The organism is Pedobacter aquatilis (assembly GCF_032678405.1).
Classification (GTDB): domain Bacteria; phylum Bacteroidota; class Bacteroidia; order Sphingobacteriales; family Sphingobacteriaceae; genus Pedobacter; species Pedobacter aquatilis_A.
The window spans coordinates 754291-770091 of the sequence record NZ_JAVTSJ010000002.1 but is presented as its reverse complement, the minus strand read 5'-3'; the positions used below and the strand labels follow the sequence as shown (position 1 = coordinate 770091).

Genomic DNA, 15801 nt, shown 5'->3' with positions numbered 1-15801 from the left:
CGTTTAAAGGATTATAACTTAACACTTAAATTTAAACCATAGGTGCGCACAGGAGGCACGCCACCCAACTCCATTCCGGGAATAGTTGCATTGTAACTCGATTCTGGGTCGATGTTATCTGTTTTCTTCATCAGAATAAATAAGTTACGACCTACAAAACTCACATTTAAGCCTTTAATCTTATTGTTGAACATTTTAGCCGGGAAGTTATAGCCTAAAACAACCTGTCTGAATTTGATAAAGCTTGCATCCTGAACGAATTGTTTCGATACGTTATTTGCATAAGTACTGTAGTAATTGGCAGCATTTACACCCAAAGCATCACGATTTTCGAGTGTTGCCTGGTGTAGACCAAAAATATAACCGTAGTAATCTGTTGCAGAGAAGATTTTTCCACCCCATTTACCATCAATCAAGAAGGATAGGTTAACACCTTTATAACTGAATTCGTTATTCCATCCTGCTGCCCATTTATTATAAGCAGAACCATAAGCCTTTAATTCGCCTCTTTGCGGGGCACCGTTTGCATCTTTTACGATATTACCACTTCCATCATATAGGAAATCGTAAGCCATCACCTGACCCACAGCCATCCCTGCAAGGTTTTGCAAGAAACCTACATTACTTCTTGAAGTTGCCAATAACTGAGATGCAGTTCCTGGTGCAAGCGTAATTACTTTGTTATCATTATATGATCCGTTAACACTTGATGTCCAGCTGAAATTTTTGCCTTTAACAATATTTGCCGAAATCAAAGCTTCAACACCTTTATTTTGAAGTTCACCAATATTTAATACTGCACCACTATAACCGGTGGTTGTTGAGGTAGGTACCGCTAAAATCTCGTCTTTCGATTTTTTGTTATACCAGGTAACATCGGCGCTTAACCTGTCGCCAAAGAACCTTAGTTCTGTACCAATTTCTAACTCCGTTGCTACGGAAGCCTTTAATGAAGCATTTGGAATAGAAGGGTTAACAATATTTCCAATAGGGCTTCCATTTATGGTTTCGCTACGCAAATTATAATACAATTGTGTTTGGAAAGGTGAAGTAGCCTGACCAACCTTTGCAAAACCTGCCCTTAATTTACCGAAGCTCAGGAAAGATGGTTTCCATAATTCAGAGAAAACAAATGAACCACTAACAGATGGATAAACAACGTTTAACTTATTGTCTTTACCTGGTGTTGCTAAAGTAGAAAACCAGTCAGACCTTGCGCTACCTGTTAAATAAAATAAATCTCTATAGGCTAACTCTAAAGTACCATAAACCGATTGTGTTTCCTGATCGCTTTGTGTTACACTAACTGATTTACCACCTGTATTTGATAAAGTATAAACACCAAATACCTGGAAAGATGAGCCACCGTTAGTTGTTTGTCCGATTTTAGTACGACGGTAACTCGCTCCAAAATTTGGTGTGATGGAGAAATCACCTGCTTTAAATGCTTTACCAAGTAAAACATCTGTATTAATATCTGAGAATTTTGTAATCTGTTCCGTGTATCCACCATCAGCATCATAAGCTGTACCTGAAGGTGTTACTGCGATGTAACTATCGTTGTAAGAATCCCTACCTGCTCTTCCCTGTAAAAACAAACCATTGTCAAAGGTATATTTTGCATTGAATGAACTTAGTAAACGCTCTCTTTTTGTGTTATGAATAAAATCATATGCTGCAAACCAAGGGTTTGTGGCATAAGGGTTACCAGTATTATATGAAAGTTCGTTACCATTTGCTGTTTTCCCTGGCTGTAAAGTTGCAATATTTACACTCGTTGGTAAAAATGCAGCATTATAATTGGCATTACCGGCACCATCTGATAACATTGGGCGATTATTGGCTTGCTCTAAAATATAGTTAAAGCGGGCATCAACAACTAGGTTTTTAATTGGGTCGAATGTACCCGCTAAAGTGAAGTTTTGCCTGTTTAAACCAGAATTTGGCACTACAGATTTGTTAGTTAAATCACTAGCGGATAAACGGATCACACCACCTGTAAAAGTTTTATTTAAGGCTAAGGTATTTGTCCAGCTGCCTCCTGTTCTGTAGAAATCATCAATATTATTTTGCTGAGCGCTGTAAGGTCTGCTTACACCATCAAACTGAATAACACTGCTACCATCTAATCTGGCACCCCAGCTTGAGCTTCCGGTAGAAGCTGCTGCCAGTTGCGTAGTAGGTTTTTGCCCATTTACCCCCTGACCATAAACATATTGCCAGTTGGTTCTGTCCATAACCTGTTCAGCAACGTAATTGGTATTGAACTCTATACTGTTTCCTTTTCCACTTTTTGTTGTGATTAAAATTACACCTGCTTTTGCACGATAACCATAAAGCGCCGAGGCAGCTGCACCTTTTAATACTGAAATACTTTCGATATCATCAGGATTTAAGTTACTCACAGCATCTCCTAAATCGGGGGCGTTATCGTACTGGCCACCTGAGTTCCCGGAAGGGTTAACGTTATTTAAGCCAACAGGTGAGCTTTCCATTGGAATACCATTTACCACATAAAGCGGCTGGCTCCCCTGCCCTAAGCTGGATACACCACGAATAATTACACTAGATGCAGCCCCTGCACCACCTGAAGTGGAGCTTACATCTAAACCAGCAACTTTACCAACAAGTGAATTTGTAATATTATTTTCACGTGCCTGGGTTAAAGTTTCGCCGGCAACCTGTGTTACTGAATATCCTAATGCCCTTCTTTCTTTTTTGATACCTAAAGCGGTAACAACAACTTCGGTTAGCTGTTTGCTGTCTTCAACCAGAACAACATCAATAGCTGTTTGACTACCTATGGAAACTTCTTTAGTTTGAAATCCGGCATATGAAATTACAAGGACTGCATTTTCAGGTGCATTTAATGAGAACTTACCATTAACATCGGTTGATGTACCGATCGCTGTACCTTTTACACGTACTGATGCACCTGGTAAAGCACCACCGCTGGCATCTTTAACTGTTCCGCCAATAGGAACTTCTTTATTTCTGCTGATTACAATAAGTCCCCCGTCAGAAACAGAATACTTTAAGTTTGTTCTGTTAAGGATGGCAGATAGCACATCTGTTACCGGAGTATTATTTACAGTAATGCTCACATCCTTATTTACAGGAACGTAAGAAGAGCTATAAACAAAATGATAACTGCTTTGCTGCTCTATAATCTGTAAAACCCTGGCTAACTTTGTTTTCTTTACATCGAGAGAAATTTTTTCCTGAGAAAAAACTGATGCAGAAACATTAAGACAGGTAATGAAAACCATAATACAGGTTAGTTTCATTAGCATAATGAATTTTAAAAGCGCTCTGTATTTCGGACGCCCTTGCAGTAAGTAATAATAAATCATATTTTTGTTTTTTTGGTTGCATAGTTATTTGGCAGCAATCTGTTTGCGCATTAACTGCCATTTAATAATCAAAGAAGAATTTATAAGGGCGGTGCGCCAACACCGTCCTTTTTTTCTACTTCGAGATGATTACCTGATTTCCTTTTATTTCATATTTAAAATTTTCTACTTTTTGTAATGCCGATAGTACCTGCTCTATACTTTCGTGGCTAAAGGTTGCTGTAAAACGATATTTTTCTATTTCAGGGTTTGCGAATTTAATTTCCACATTAAACCATTTTTCCAGAACCCCCTGAATTTCATCAAAATCCTGGTCATAAATTTCAATTCTGTTCTGCGTCCAGGCTGTTTCTACAATTGTGCTGTCTTTTATTAGTGTATAATGATTTATTATAATTTCCGGATGAGTAGCTGCTGGTTTCAAGGTTTTTTTGGTTTCCTTAACTTCAACTGTTTTGTAAAATGTAACTTTCTGACTTGGTTTTAAGGTAATGGTACCACCATTTCCATTAATTGCTTCCATTGTAATTAAACCCCTTATCAATGTCGCTTCAGAAGAAAGCTCATCAGGATATGCTTTTACATTAAAGGATGTCCCTAAAACGTTGATATTAAAATCTTCTGTGTGCACTTTAAATGGTTTATTCTTATCGTGTACTACATCAAAATATCCTTCACCTTGTAAAATAACTTCCCTGCAGGTTTCGTTAAATTCCTTTCCTATTGATAAAGTACTTTTTGCATTGAGTAGCACAACAGAACCATCAGGAAGTGTAATTTTCTTTCTTTCCCCACTTTTTGTTTTGAAAACTTTGGCAACCACCACCATTCCCGGCTTTTTCTCCTGATTGTAGGTTCTATATAGAAATCCGATCGTTACAATTATAAGCACTGCTGCAGCAACTTTCAGCCAGTTATAATTCAGGTTTAATTTCAGGTGTTTTTTACCACCATCAAAATCCTGTTTGAACGATTCGACCTGGATGTTTAAACGGCGTTTATTGCCACTCAGAATAAAATGTAATTTTCTTGCTTCGGCAATGGTACCTGCCTGTTCCGGATGAGCCGAAATATATTTCTCCCAATATCCAACGCAAAGCTTATCACTTCCGGCACAGTACTGCTGGAATGTGCTATCGATTAGGAAATCTTCGGCGTTGAACTGACTTCTATCAATCATTATTATTTGGCTTTTATATATCAGTGCCGAAAAGCTTTACTTTTTCCTAAGAAAATTTTAACTTTTTTTTAACATTTCAAAATATATGGACTGATGAGTTTAAAAACGAAGAAATTTAATTTGTATTTATCCCGATATATAGAATTAAAAACCTGTCATTTAGATTGAAGTTGAGAAAACCTAATTAAAAAATTGATTTATTATGCTGCGTACAGTCGGGATGACGAAAGAATAAAACTAATCTGCCTTAAGTTCTTTACGCAGAATTTTCAATGCATCGTAAATGGTGTTATATGCCGTTTTTACAGTCTGGCTGGTTTGGGCAGCAATCTGCTCATAATTTAAACCATCGAAAAACTTAAGGTGTATAAGTTGTTTTTGTCTGAAGGTGAGCTTTTCCAGCGCGTTTTTCAACTGATACTGAACCATCTCATCGCTTTGCACTTTAACAATAAATTCTTCATAACTCATTTCCATCCAATCACCTTCTGCACCAGCGTTAAAAAGAGCGTCGTTTACTTTTTTATTTCGCTCTAAAATCCTGAGTAATTTACGTTTTAGAAAAGTACGGAGATAGGCCTCAACATTATCCACACGGTTTAACGTATCGTGCTTTTCCCAAATTGTGCGGAAAACCAGGTCGGTTGCTTCACTAGAAATATCGGCGTCTGCACAAACCCTGATGCCAAAATTAACCAGCGGATAATAAAGTGCAGCATAAAGATCAAAAAAAGCATCCTTGTCGCCAGAACGTAATCGTTCCCAAAGCAAGTGATGCGTTAATTTGTTCTCCATATATTTGAGTTAGTTGTTAGGGCAATATTAACTAAAATACACAAGAATATTAATAAGAAACCACTGATGAACAGATTATTTTTCAAATGCTCCATTCATCAGCTTCTGGCTCATATTAAATCATTATTTTAAAGCATTTTTACTAAAAATATGGTATTCTCCTGTTGCCAGTGTATTAGTGTAAGTATTTGAAGAAAGGTTTATACTACTTCCTACCGAATCAATCCAGGCTCCTGCTGTTCCAAAATCGATATTGGCTGTTTGATTAACCACATCAAAATTCCCGACAACGATAACTGTATTTGTAGCATCAGTAAGTTTAATGTACTTGATCCCGCCAGCTAAATTATAAGTTGCGTTTGTGGAATTAAAAACGGTATTATTCTTTTTAAGCTTGATGAATTTTGAATATGCATCATAAAGGGCTTTTCGGTTTGCGTCGGTAAAGTAATCCCATTTAATAGGCTTTTCACCAGTGCGTCCATTATAGTCAATGCTGATATCATATCCAAGTTCGCCAAATTGCCATACCATTTTTGGCCCGGGGATACTGAATAAAAATGCAGCAGCCATTTCTTCGCGTTTTAAGGATGTGGGCAAATTACCTTTGATCAGATAAGTACCCGACATGTTTCCAAAAGAAATGTTTTTATAGTTCAGCCGCTCTTCATCATGACTTTCGCCATAAGTAATTAATCCGTCTGATTTACTGAAACCATGTTTTGCATAAAAACCCCAAGAGAAATCAGAACTACCAAGCCACCCCATTGTCGCTTCATTCATATTATCATTGAGGTTGTTCCACATCATCATTCCTTCATCTGCCAAAACTTTCTCTTCTGATTCCTCAGCAAAGTGCTCGAGAATGACATAAAAATTATTAGCGTCAACACTTTTAATAAAATTGTTGTATTCTTTCCAGATGGCAATTCGACCTGCATCATACAACCTAAAACCAGCATCATCTGTTGATGATTTTTGCGTAAATCCTTTAGATAAATCAAATCGGAAACCATCAATTTTATATTGCTGCATCCAGAATTTCATTACATCTTTCGAGAATTTTTTAGTTGCAGCACTTTCATGGTTAAAATCGTAACCGACATTGAAAGGGTGTTTTGGATCCACATTAAACCATGGACTGTTAGCTGTTGGTTTTGAGCCATCGAAATAGAGCTGAACCATGGGCGACTGACCAAAAGAATGATTTAACACCATATCCATAATTACGGCAATCCCTTTTCCATGGCACTCATCGATAAAATTCTGTAAAGCTGTTTTGGTACCGTAATATTTATCAGGTGCAAAGTAAAATGATGGATTATAACCCCAGCTCAAATTGCCTTCAAATTCATTAATTGGCATTAACTCGATGGCATTGATCCCTAATCCGGTCAAATAATCGAGTTTAGCCAATGTTGATGCATAGCTATGTTCGGTCGTGAAATCGCGTACAAGCAACTCATAAATGACCAGGTTATTCTTTTCAGGTCGCGTAAAGCTGGAGTTTTTCCAGGTGTAGGTAGATTGATTGGCTTGCATAGTGCTTACAATTCCAGTTGTTTTGCCTGTTGGGTAAGCTTTTAAATTTGGATAAACTGCAGCAGAAATATATTGATCATTATCGGGGTCGAGTATTTTTTCACAATAAGGATCGGCAACCTTTAGGTTTCCATCGACTAAAAACTGGTAAGCATATTCTGTGTTTGGGTCGAGATTATCTATTTGAACCCACCAGGTATTTCCATCGGTGGTTTTCTTCATCACCGCAGCAGTAGCAGACCAGTTATTAAACTCGCCAATTAATGAAACAGACGTTTTACCCGGGGCGTATAAGGTTATTATAGCCGATTTTCCGCCATTGATGAAAGCAACACCATCCTTTGCGCCCGAAGGTAAATCTGCTGTGTTAGTTACCGGTGCTTCCGGTTCACCTGTCGAACTCTTTTTGCAGGCAGATTGCGTCGCTGCTACCAGCAGCAATAAGTAAATAAGTTTTTTCATTTGATTAGAATTTCCGTCATTGCGAAGTATAAGACAATCCGCTGGCAGATTGCCTCATACTTCGCTAATAACGATTTGTTTTATACCGACCTATTTTCTTCAATTGCCAGCTCTGCCGACAATGCTTCATTGGTCTTCTTAGGTTCACGAATAAAAAGGTAACAGATCAGTGCCGCTAAAATCATCAATCCGCCACCGAGTTGTACCGCTAAAAGACGGTCATTATTAAGCACATTTCGCATCAACCAACCAAAACCTAAGGAAGCGATGATCTCTGGTAATACAATGAAGAAATTAAAAATGCCCATATAAATACCAATTTTATCTTTTGGTAACGAACCACTCAACATGGCATACGGCATAGAAAGAATACTTGCCCAGGCAATACCAACGCCTGTCATGCATAAATAAAGTATATTTTTATCATGTACCCAGGCTACACTGATTAACCCGACTGCCCCACAAATCAAACATAAAGCGTGAGTAGTCTTCCTTCCTAAAGCATCAGCAATTTTTGGCAAAATCAATGCAAAAAGGAAAGTAATAACGCTGTAGTAAGCTAAAGTTAAGCTCCCAAAATCGGCACCCTGTGCATACACGGGATCTGCAGCATCCTTTCCTCCAAATACGTTTACCGCTACAGCAGTAGTGTAATAAAACCACATCAAAAATAATCCAGGCCACGTAAAAAATTGCACCAGAGAAACCACCTGCATACGCTTTGGCATATTTCTCAGTGCACTGAATATTTCGGCCACACCGCCACCAAAACCTTTGTTACTTTCGCGAACTTTTTCCTTGAAATCCACATCTTGCGGGGGATATTCTTTGGTGGCAAAAACAGTCCACAATACTGCCGCGAAAAAGAAAAATGCGCCAATATAAAAAGAGAATTTTACGTTCTCTGGAATGTTGCCTTTTTCAGCAGTATTCTGAAGGTGGAAAATATTGTTCATGATCCACGGAAGCGCAGAAGCAATACTTCCCCCCAGTCCAATCATCATGCTTTGCATAATGAAACCACGGTTCACCTGGCTATCTGGTAACTTATCGGTAACGAAAGCGCGAAAAGGCTCCATCGCAATATTTCCGAAAACATCTAAAATCCATAGTAATCCTGCTGCCATCCATAAAGCACTACTATGAGGCATGAAAATCAAAGCAATACTACTAACTATAGCGCCGATCATAAAGTAAGGTCTTCTCCTTCCCCATTTCGGATGCCAAGTCCTGTCGCTTAAATAACCAATGATTGGCTGAACCAGCAATCCTGTTAAAGGTGCAGCTAAAAACAATAGGGGAACCTGATCAGGATTGGCCCCCAAATTTTCGTAAATACGCCCCATGTTTGCACGTTGTAGATCCCAACCGAATTGAATACCAAAAAAACCAACGCTCATATTAATGATTTGGGCGAGGGTCAGTTTAGGATTCTCAAATATTGTTTTTAAGCTCATTGTATTTGGTTTTTTGTTAACCGCAAAGGTCGCCAAGCTTAATAACGCGAAGAATGCAAAGTAATGTGTTTGTACTCTGAGTTCTCTGCGAAAACCTTTACGTTTTTTGCGGTTTAATCTGTTTAAAATTCTATAACCTGTGCCGAAACCGGACCAAGTTTTACAGGAATACTAGTTCCTGCCGGAATATTTAATTTTCTATCTGTTAGCAAATCGGTAACTGGTGATGAATGCTTCACTTTCAAAATATGATCGGGAATTTCAATATTAGCCTCCAGTGTCTGATTTCTATCGAAATTGGCTACAACCAATAATCGCTGCTTTCCAGAGTACCGGATAAAAGCATACATACGGTTATTCATATTTCCAGTTTGGTGAACATCATAAATTTCGCCATTGATAACTGCGTCACTCGTTGATGTAACTTTTAACAACTGTTTGTAATATGCCCTTAAATTTTGTTCTTCAGCACTTAATTTCTGGCCATCAAACAGGCCTCCGTTCATCCATCTCTGATGATTTGGAACACCCCAGTAATCGAAGATGGTGGTACGGTTATCATCACCGCCAAACCCTTCTGCTCCTTTTCCTGGCTCGCCAACTTCCTGACCAAAATAAAGCATTACTGGCCCTGACCCGAGCGTAGCCGAAACCACCATTGCAGGTAAAGCCAATTCAGCTTTTCCTGCAAAGCCTGCTGATGCAATACGCTCTTCATCGTGGTTTTCTAAAAAGCGTAACATGTGTTTGCCAAAACCAGCGCTTTCTACCTGCCACACATGACGAATCGCGGCAACATCTGCAGATGGTTCGTTTCTGATCAGTCTTTTTAATCCATCATATAAACCCACTTTATCGTATAGATAATCAAATTTACCTTCTTCCAGATATTGTTTATAAACCTGCGGATTATATGCTTCACCTAGGAATATTAAATCAGGATTAACCTGTTTAACTTGCGGAATTACCCAGTTCCAGAAGGCAATGGGCACCATTTCTGCCATATCGCAACGGAAACCATCCACCCCTTTTTTTGCCCAGTAAACTAATATATCACGCATCTTAGTCCAAACCGGAGGAATCGGATCAAAATGATTTTGTCTTCCGTTTTGATAATCTACACCGTAATTTAATTTAATGGTCTCGTACCAGTCATCATATTTTGGCGAAGCTGTAAAAGCATCATTACCAGTTGCCTTTGCCGGATTTTCGTTAAACTGACCATCCTGTAGAACAGAAAGCGGTGTTTTTTGTCCGTTGGTTGGAACCACAAATGGTTGACCAGGTACATAATAGAAGTCGTTCTGTGCACTGAAACTTTTATTTACATCATCCTTTACTCCAAAATCGATCACTCCAGCTGGTTTAGCATACGAATGATAACTACGTGCTACGTGATTGGGAACAAAATCAATAATTACTTTCAGGTGTTTAGCATGGGTTCTTTTAACCAATGCTTCGAATTCAGCCATCCGGTTTTTAACATCAACGGCCAAATCAGGATCAACATCGTAGTAATCTCGAATGGCATAAGGAGACCCAGCCCGTCCTTTCACCACATCGGCATCATCCACTTTAATTCCGTAAGCAGAATAATCCGTTAAACTGGCATGAGCAATCGCACCGGTATACCATACATAGTTGGTATGGAGCGCAGCAATTCCATCCAGCGCTTTATCTGTAATGTCGTTAAACTTACCCGAACCATTTTGCTCAATAGTACCGTAAGGAACATTGGCCGTATTTTTATTACCAAACAAACGGGGTAACAGTTGATAAATAACGATTTGTCTATCGTTCATTTTGGGACGTTTTTTTTGTGCAAAAGATGATATTGAAAGTAGTAAAAATGAGAATGCGATCAATGTAATCATTGGAGTAAGATTGCTTCTTCGTTCCTCATCGCAATGACGACTTATTGACTTCCTGCCATCTCTCATTTCACTTTCTACCTCTACAATCATACCAACTCCGCGTTATTTATTTCGATTTCGGCATTACCTGCTAACTGATATATCTGGTTCCTGATCGCAATTTCTAAAGCAACATCGTTATGGTTTTTGATACTGATTCCGCTTTCAGTGATATTGATTTTTAATGTCGCTCCCCTGAAACCAATGGTAAAGGCGAATGACTTCCATTGTGTTGGTAAGAACGGATTAAACTGCAATTTACCATCACGCACCCGCATACCGGCAAAACCTTCTACCACACTCATCCACGTTCCGGCCATCGATGTGATGTGCAAGCCATCTTCGGTATCATTATTATAATCGTCCAAATCTAAACGGGCAGTACGTAAATAGAATTCGTAAGCGCGGGCCTCATCGCTCAGCTTAGCAGCTAAAATGCTATGTACACAAGGCGACAACGAACTTTCGTGAACTGTACGCGGCTCATAAAAATCGAAGTTTCTTCTGATGGTATCTAAATCATAATCTTCTTCGAAAAAGTAAATTCCCTGGAGAACATCGGCCTGCTTAATAAATGGCGAACGTAAAATCCTGTCCCAACTCCATTTCTGGTTAATTGGTCTTTCACTAGCCGGTAAATCTTTAACCAATGTTTGCTCTTTATCCAGATAACCATCTTGCTGTAAGAAAACCCCCAGGTTTTTATCTTCTGGTAAATACATCTTAGCAATGATATCTGCCCAGTCTACAAACTCCTTTTCATTGAAACTGATAGCTGCTGACAAGGCACTATATTTCTCAGGCTGTTGCGCTTTAACAATTTCGGCTGCTTCAGTGGCATATTTCATACACCAAACCGCTAGCATATTAGTGTACCAGTTATTGTTTACGTTGTTCTCGTATTCATTTGGTCCGGTAACTCCAAGCATTACATATTGCTGTTTATCACTGCTCCAGTTTACACGTTGTTTCCAGAAACGGGCGATTGCAATCAGCACTTCCAGTCCGTAGTCGGCTAAATAACCTTCATCACCAGTATAACGGATATAGTTATAAATGGCAAAGGCTATGGCTCCGTTTCGGTGGATTTCTTCAAAAGTAATTTCCCATTCGTTATGGCATTCTTCACCATTCATGGTCACCATAGGATACAAAGCAGCGCCATCTTTAAAACCTAATTTTGCAGCATTTTCAATGGCTTTACCTAATTGTTTATGGCGATAAACCAGGAGATTTTTACTCACTTCCTGAGGAGCAGTAGCCAAGTAAAACGGAACGCAATAAGCTTCGGTATCCCAATAGGTAGAACCTCCGTATTTTTCGCCCGTAAATCCTTTCGGACCAATATTTAGGCGATCATCCTTACCGGTATAAGTTTGAAATAACTGGAAAATATTAAAACGGATAGCTTGCTGGGCAGCAACATCACCTTCAATAACAATATCACTTTCTTCCCATTTGGTTGCCCAGGCGGCAGCTTGTTCGTGCAATAAAGTATCGAAACCTTTGGCTGTAGCTTTTGCTATAACTGCCTTGGTTTCTTTTAAAAGTGATTCTTTAGGATAGTTCTCGGAAGATAAATTCGCAGCAATTTTGACTAACGTGATCTCTTCGTTTGCAGTCACTTCAACTGAAAAAGTCTGTCCTACAAATTTCTCTTTGCGAACCGCTTCAGGATTGATTGTTATCTTTTCACCGTTTTTATATAATTCGATATGGCTTCCGGTACAAACTTCAAACTCAGTTTTTTTGGTTCTCAGTTTAATATAAGCCTCCGTTCCAGTGATTTCATCAGAAACCATTGTCCAGAATTTCTCATCATAGTTACTATCCTGATTTTTGATATCACCATCAATAAAAGGCATGAACGTGATTTTTCCGTCAAAGTTTACAGGTGTAATGCTATATCGGATGGCTCCTACTTCATCATCAGCAATACTGCAAAAACGGGTAGCTTTTACGTTTACCGTTTTCCCGCTTTTTAGTTTCGCGGTGAAAGTACGCTGCAAAACACCAGTATGCATGTTCAGTACGCGTTTGAACCCACTTACTTCAGCAGTGGCCAGGTCAAGAATCTCCTCATTGAGTTTGATTTCGATACCTACCCAGTTCGCCGCATTTAATACTTTGGCGAAGTACTCCGGGTAACCGTTTTTCCACCACCCTACACGCGTTTTATCAGGATAATAAACCCCTGCTACATAATTTCCCAATAAGGTTTCGCCCGAATATGTTTCTTCGAAGTTGGCACGTTGCCCCATACGGCCGTTACCCAAACTGAAAATACTTTCCGATATTTTATTTAAATGTGGATCAAAGCCTTCTTCGATAATGTTCCACTCATCCGCTTTAATATAATTCTTCATAATATAGTATTGAGAAGTGAGATTTGAGATATGAGATATCGTCCCTAAACCTTAAACTCTACACCTTACCTTTTTTTACAATTCCTCTAAATCCTTAACCGTTAATTTATCTAATCCACTTACCACTACATCTGCTTCGGTAAGTACACTCTTTTCACCAATACCGATGGCTTTCATACCACCTCTTTTTGCTGCTTCTATACCTGCAACAGCATCTTCAAAAACCACACATTCATTAGGTTGAAATCCTAAAAGCTCAGCCCCTTTAAGGAAAACCTCAGGATCGGGCTTCGATTTAGTCACCATATTTCCATCAACAATTTCATCAAAGAAATGCGCCAGGTTAGTTCTTTCCAGAATGATTCCTGAGTTTTTACTGGCAGAACCTAATGCCAGTTTATAGCCAGCCTTGTGAATAGCAGTTAAAAAATCAACCGTTCCTGGTAAAACTTCAGCAGGGGTCATTTTGGTAATCATATCTACATACCAGCTATTTTTTAATGTAGCCAACTCTTCTTTTTCAGCGTCTGTTTTTTCTACACCACCCCAGGCGAGGATTTTATTTAAGCTTTCTACCCGGCTAACCCCTTTCAACTGCTCATTTTGTTCTTCTGTAAAGTCGAAGTCCATAGTGTTGGCCAGTCGCTTCCATGCCTGATAGTGGTAAACTGCGGTATCTACCAGTACACCATCCAGATCAAAGAGACAGGCCTTTATTTGAGATATTAGTCTTTCTTGCATTGTATTTTAGTTAGTATCGAGTGATCAGTATCAAGTAATAAGTATCGAGTATCAAGACGTATTGCCTTATACACGTTGTGCTTTCTGCTTTTAGCCTTATGCTCTTTCTAATTCAACTCCAAAACCAGTACTGTTTTCGCTGGTATTTTAATTTCTTTAATTGGTGTACTTTCTCCTGAAATAATGTTTTTAGCTGAAGTTACTCCTGTTAATCTTTCCGCGAAGCGATCAGTTTTCAAACTTTTTTCTTTATCCGTATTATTGGCAACAACCATAACAGTTCCCTTAGCAGAATTGTTGTACCTAAAGTATACATAAATATCATCCTCAGGAACAAACTGCATCAACTTACCACTTTGTAATGCTGCACTGTTTTTACGGAAGTTTGCCAGAGTTTTCACAAATGTAAAAGCATCATTTTCCTTGTTTGTTCTGCCATCGGCGATGAATTTATCTTTTTTATCGCCGTCCCATCCGCCTGGAAAATCTGAGCGAACAAGCCCGTCGGGATTAGAAAAATTCTTCATCAAAATTTCCGTCCCATAGTACATTTGTGGAATACCACGCATCGTAAGCAAAAGGGCCATGCCCATTTTATACTTATCGAAATCTTCATTTACAACAGAATAAAAACGACTCATGTCGTGATTATCCAAAGCAATACAGTTTCTTGTTGGGTCCTGATATAAGAAATCGTGAGCAATCACATCATACAAGCGGTTAATTCCGTCCGTCCATCCATTCTTCCCATTAACGGCTTCATATATTGCATCTTTAACGGCCATGTCTGTAATCCCAGGCAAATGTGTGTCGAAGCCACGGTTAACAGTATTGCCTTGAGTGAAATAAGCCTGATTGGCTACACCATTAACAAATGTTTCCCCGAAAATCGAAAGTTTAGGAAACTCGGCTTTCAGCTTAATAGCCCAATCGGCCATGTAAGCCGGATCATTGTAAGGATAAGTATCTAAACGTAATCCATCAATGCCCGCATATTCAATCCACCAGATGTGGTTCTGGGTTAAATATTTCTGAACATATGGATTCGATTCATTTAAATCGGGCATACTTGGTACAAACCATCCATCTAACATCTTCTTACGATCGGCAGCTGAGGCGTGTGTATCCATTACGGTCTGATCACGGTAACTGGTTTGAGTATATGTTGTCCATTGGTGAACCCAGCTTTTCATCGGTAAATCTTTGAAAAACCAATGTCCGGTACCAATGTGATTGTGTACAATATCTTTGATTACCTTCATGCCTTTAGCATGAGCAGTTTCTACGTATTTTTTATATAATTCGTTAGTTCCGTAACGCGGATCAATTTTATAGTGGTCGGTAACCGCATAACCATGGTAAGAAGCCTGTGGCATATCGTTTTCGATTTCAGGTGTCATCCAAACCGTGGTGATACCTAAATCTTTCAGGTAATCCAGGTGATTGATTACACCCTGAATATCTCCACCGTGGCGATAATACATGCTATCGCGATTAAGTGTCGTTTCGGTTAACCCCTGAACAACATCATTACTTTTATCGCCATTCGAAAAACGATCTGGCATCAATAAGTAAATAAAATCTTTTTGCGTTACACCCTGAATTCTACCCGTATTTTTATTCCGGCTTTTTAATTCGTAGGTATAACTAAATATTTTTTTGCCTTTTGCAGTAAAGTTAATTGGAAATTTTCCTGGTTTTACTGCTGAAGAGAGCTCTAAATCCACAAACAAATAGTTGGGATTTTCGACTTTATTAACCTTAACCAGCTTAACACCCGGATAAGTTAATGAGATTGTACTGTTGGCAATGTTATCGCCATGTACAAGCAATTGTAATTTTGGATTATTCATCCCGGTGTACCAAAACATAGGCTCGATACGCTCTAATTTTTGGGCAAAAAGGACAATTCCTGGAAGTAGAAATAATAGGATTAAGGATATTTTTTTCATTTTCTAAGTATCAGATTGAAACACTAATAAACCGAGATTA

The 15801-nt window shown here is 38.8% G+C and carries 9 protein-coding genes; all 9 read right to left on the bottom strand.

Annotated elements, in window-relative coordinates:
• Nucleotides 1-11 precede the first annotated feature (11 nt).
• A complete protein-coding gene (locus R2R71_RS08855; RefSeq protein ID WP_316830904.1) occupies nt 12-3287 on the bottom strand; it encodes a SusC/RagA family TonB-linked outer membrane protein in 3276 nt (1091 codons plus the stop codon).
• A gap of 181 nt (nt 3288-3468) precedes the next feature.
• Nucleotides 3469-4533, bottom strand: a complete 1065-nt coding sequence (locus R2R71_RS08850; RefSeq protein ID WP_316830903.1) for a FecR family protein — start codon at nt 4531-4533, stop codon at nt 3469-3471.
• A 237-nt stretch (nt 4534-4770) separates the two neighbouring features.
• The gene (locus R2R71_RS08845; protein ID WP_316830902.1) at nt 4771-5328 is read right to left on the bottom strand and encodes an RNA polymerase sigma factor; all 558 of its coding nucleotides are present in this window, start codon (nt 5326-5328) and stop codon (nt 4771-4773) included.
• Nucleotides 5329-5451: 123 nt separating this feature from the next.
• Nucleotides 5452-7332 (bottom strand): alpha-amylase family glycosyl hydrolase, encoded by a 1881-nt coding sequence (locus R2R71_RS08840; protein WP_316830901.1) that lies wholly within the window; start codon nt 7330-7332, stop codon nt 5452-5454.
• A gap of 80 nt (nt 7333-7412) precedes the next feature.
• Nucleotides 7413-8789, bottom strand: a complete 1377-nt coding sequence (locus tag R2R71_RS08835) for an MFS transporter (RefSeq protein WP_316830900.1) — start codon at nt 8787-8789, stop codon at nt 7413-7415.
• Between the two features lie 122 nt (nt 8790-8911).
• Nucleotides 8912-10591 carry an alpha-amylase family protein gene (locus R2R71_RS08830; RefSeq protein ID WP_316830899.1) on the bottom strand — a complete coding sequence of 560 codons (1680 nt, stop codon included), beginning with the start codon at nt 10589-10591 and terminating at the stop codon, nt 8912-8914.
• A gap of 158 nt (nt 10592-10749) precedes the next feature.
• Nucleotides 10750-13068, bottom strand: coding sequence for a glycoside hydrolase family 65 protein (locus tag R2R71_RS08825; protein WP_316830898.1), 2319 nt, complete (start codon nt 13066-13068; stop codon nt 10750-10752).
• Between the two features lie 75 nt (nt 13069-13143).
• On the bottom strand, nt 13144-13809 hold the full coding sequence (gene pgmB / locus R2R71_RS08820) for a beta-phosphoglucomutase (RefSeq protein ID WP_316830897.1): 666 nt from the start codon (nt 13807-13809) through the stop codon (nt 13144-13146).
• Nucleotides 13810-13916: 107 nt separating this feature from the next.
• The gene (locus tag R2R71_RS08815) at nt 13917-15761 is read right to left on the bottom strand and encodes a glycoside hydrolase family 13 protein (protein ID WP_316830896.1); all 1845 of its coding nucleotides are present in this window, start codon (nt 15759-15761) and stop codon (nt 13917-13919) included.
• Nucleotides 15762-15801 lie beyond the last annotated feature (40 nt).

Coding starts and splice junctions, on each gene's coding strand:
- R2R71_RS08855 (WP_316830904.1), bottom strand. CDS start 3,287: ATGAAACTAACCTGTATTATGGTTTTCATTACCTGTCTTAATGTTTCT.
- R2R71_RS08850 (WP_316830903.1), bottom strand. CDS start 4,533: ATGATTGATAGAAGTCAGTTCAACGCCGAAGATTTCCTAATCGATAGC.
- R2R71_RS08845 (WP_316830902.1), bottom strand. CDS start 5,328: ATGGAGAACAAATTAACGCATCACTTGCTTTGGGAACGATTACGTTCT.
- R2R71_RS08840 (WP_316830901.1), bottom strand. CDS start 7,332: ATGAAAAAACTTATTTACTTATTGCTGCTGGTAGCAGCGACGCAATCT.
- R2R71_RS08835 (WP_316830900.1), bottom strand. CDS start 8,789: ATGAGCTTAAAAACAATATTTGAGAATCCTAAACTGACCCTCGCCCAA.
- R2R71_RS08830 (WP_316830899.1), bottom strand. CDS start 10,591: ATGAACGATAGACAAATCGTTATTTATCAACTGTTACCCCGTTTGTTT.
- R2R71_RS08825 (WP_316830898.1), bottom strand. CDS start 13,068: ATGAAGAATTATATTAAAGCGGATGAGTGGAACATTATCGAAGAAGGC.
- pgmB (WP_316830897.1), bottom strand. CDS start 13,809: ATGCAAGAAAGACTAATATCTCAAATAAAGGCCTGTCTCTTTGATCTG.
- R2R71_RS08815 (WP_316830896.1), bottom strand. CDS start 15,761: ATGAAAAAAATATCCTTAATCCTATTATTTCTACTTCCAGGAATTGTC.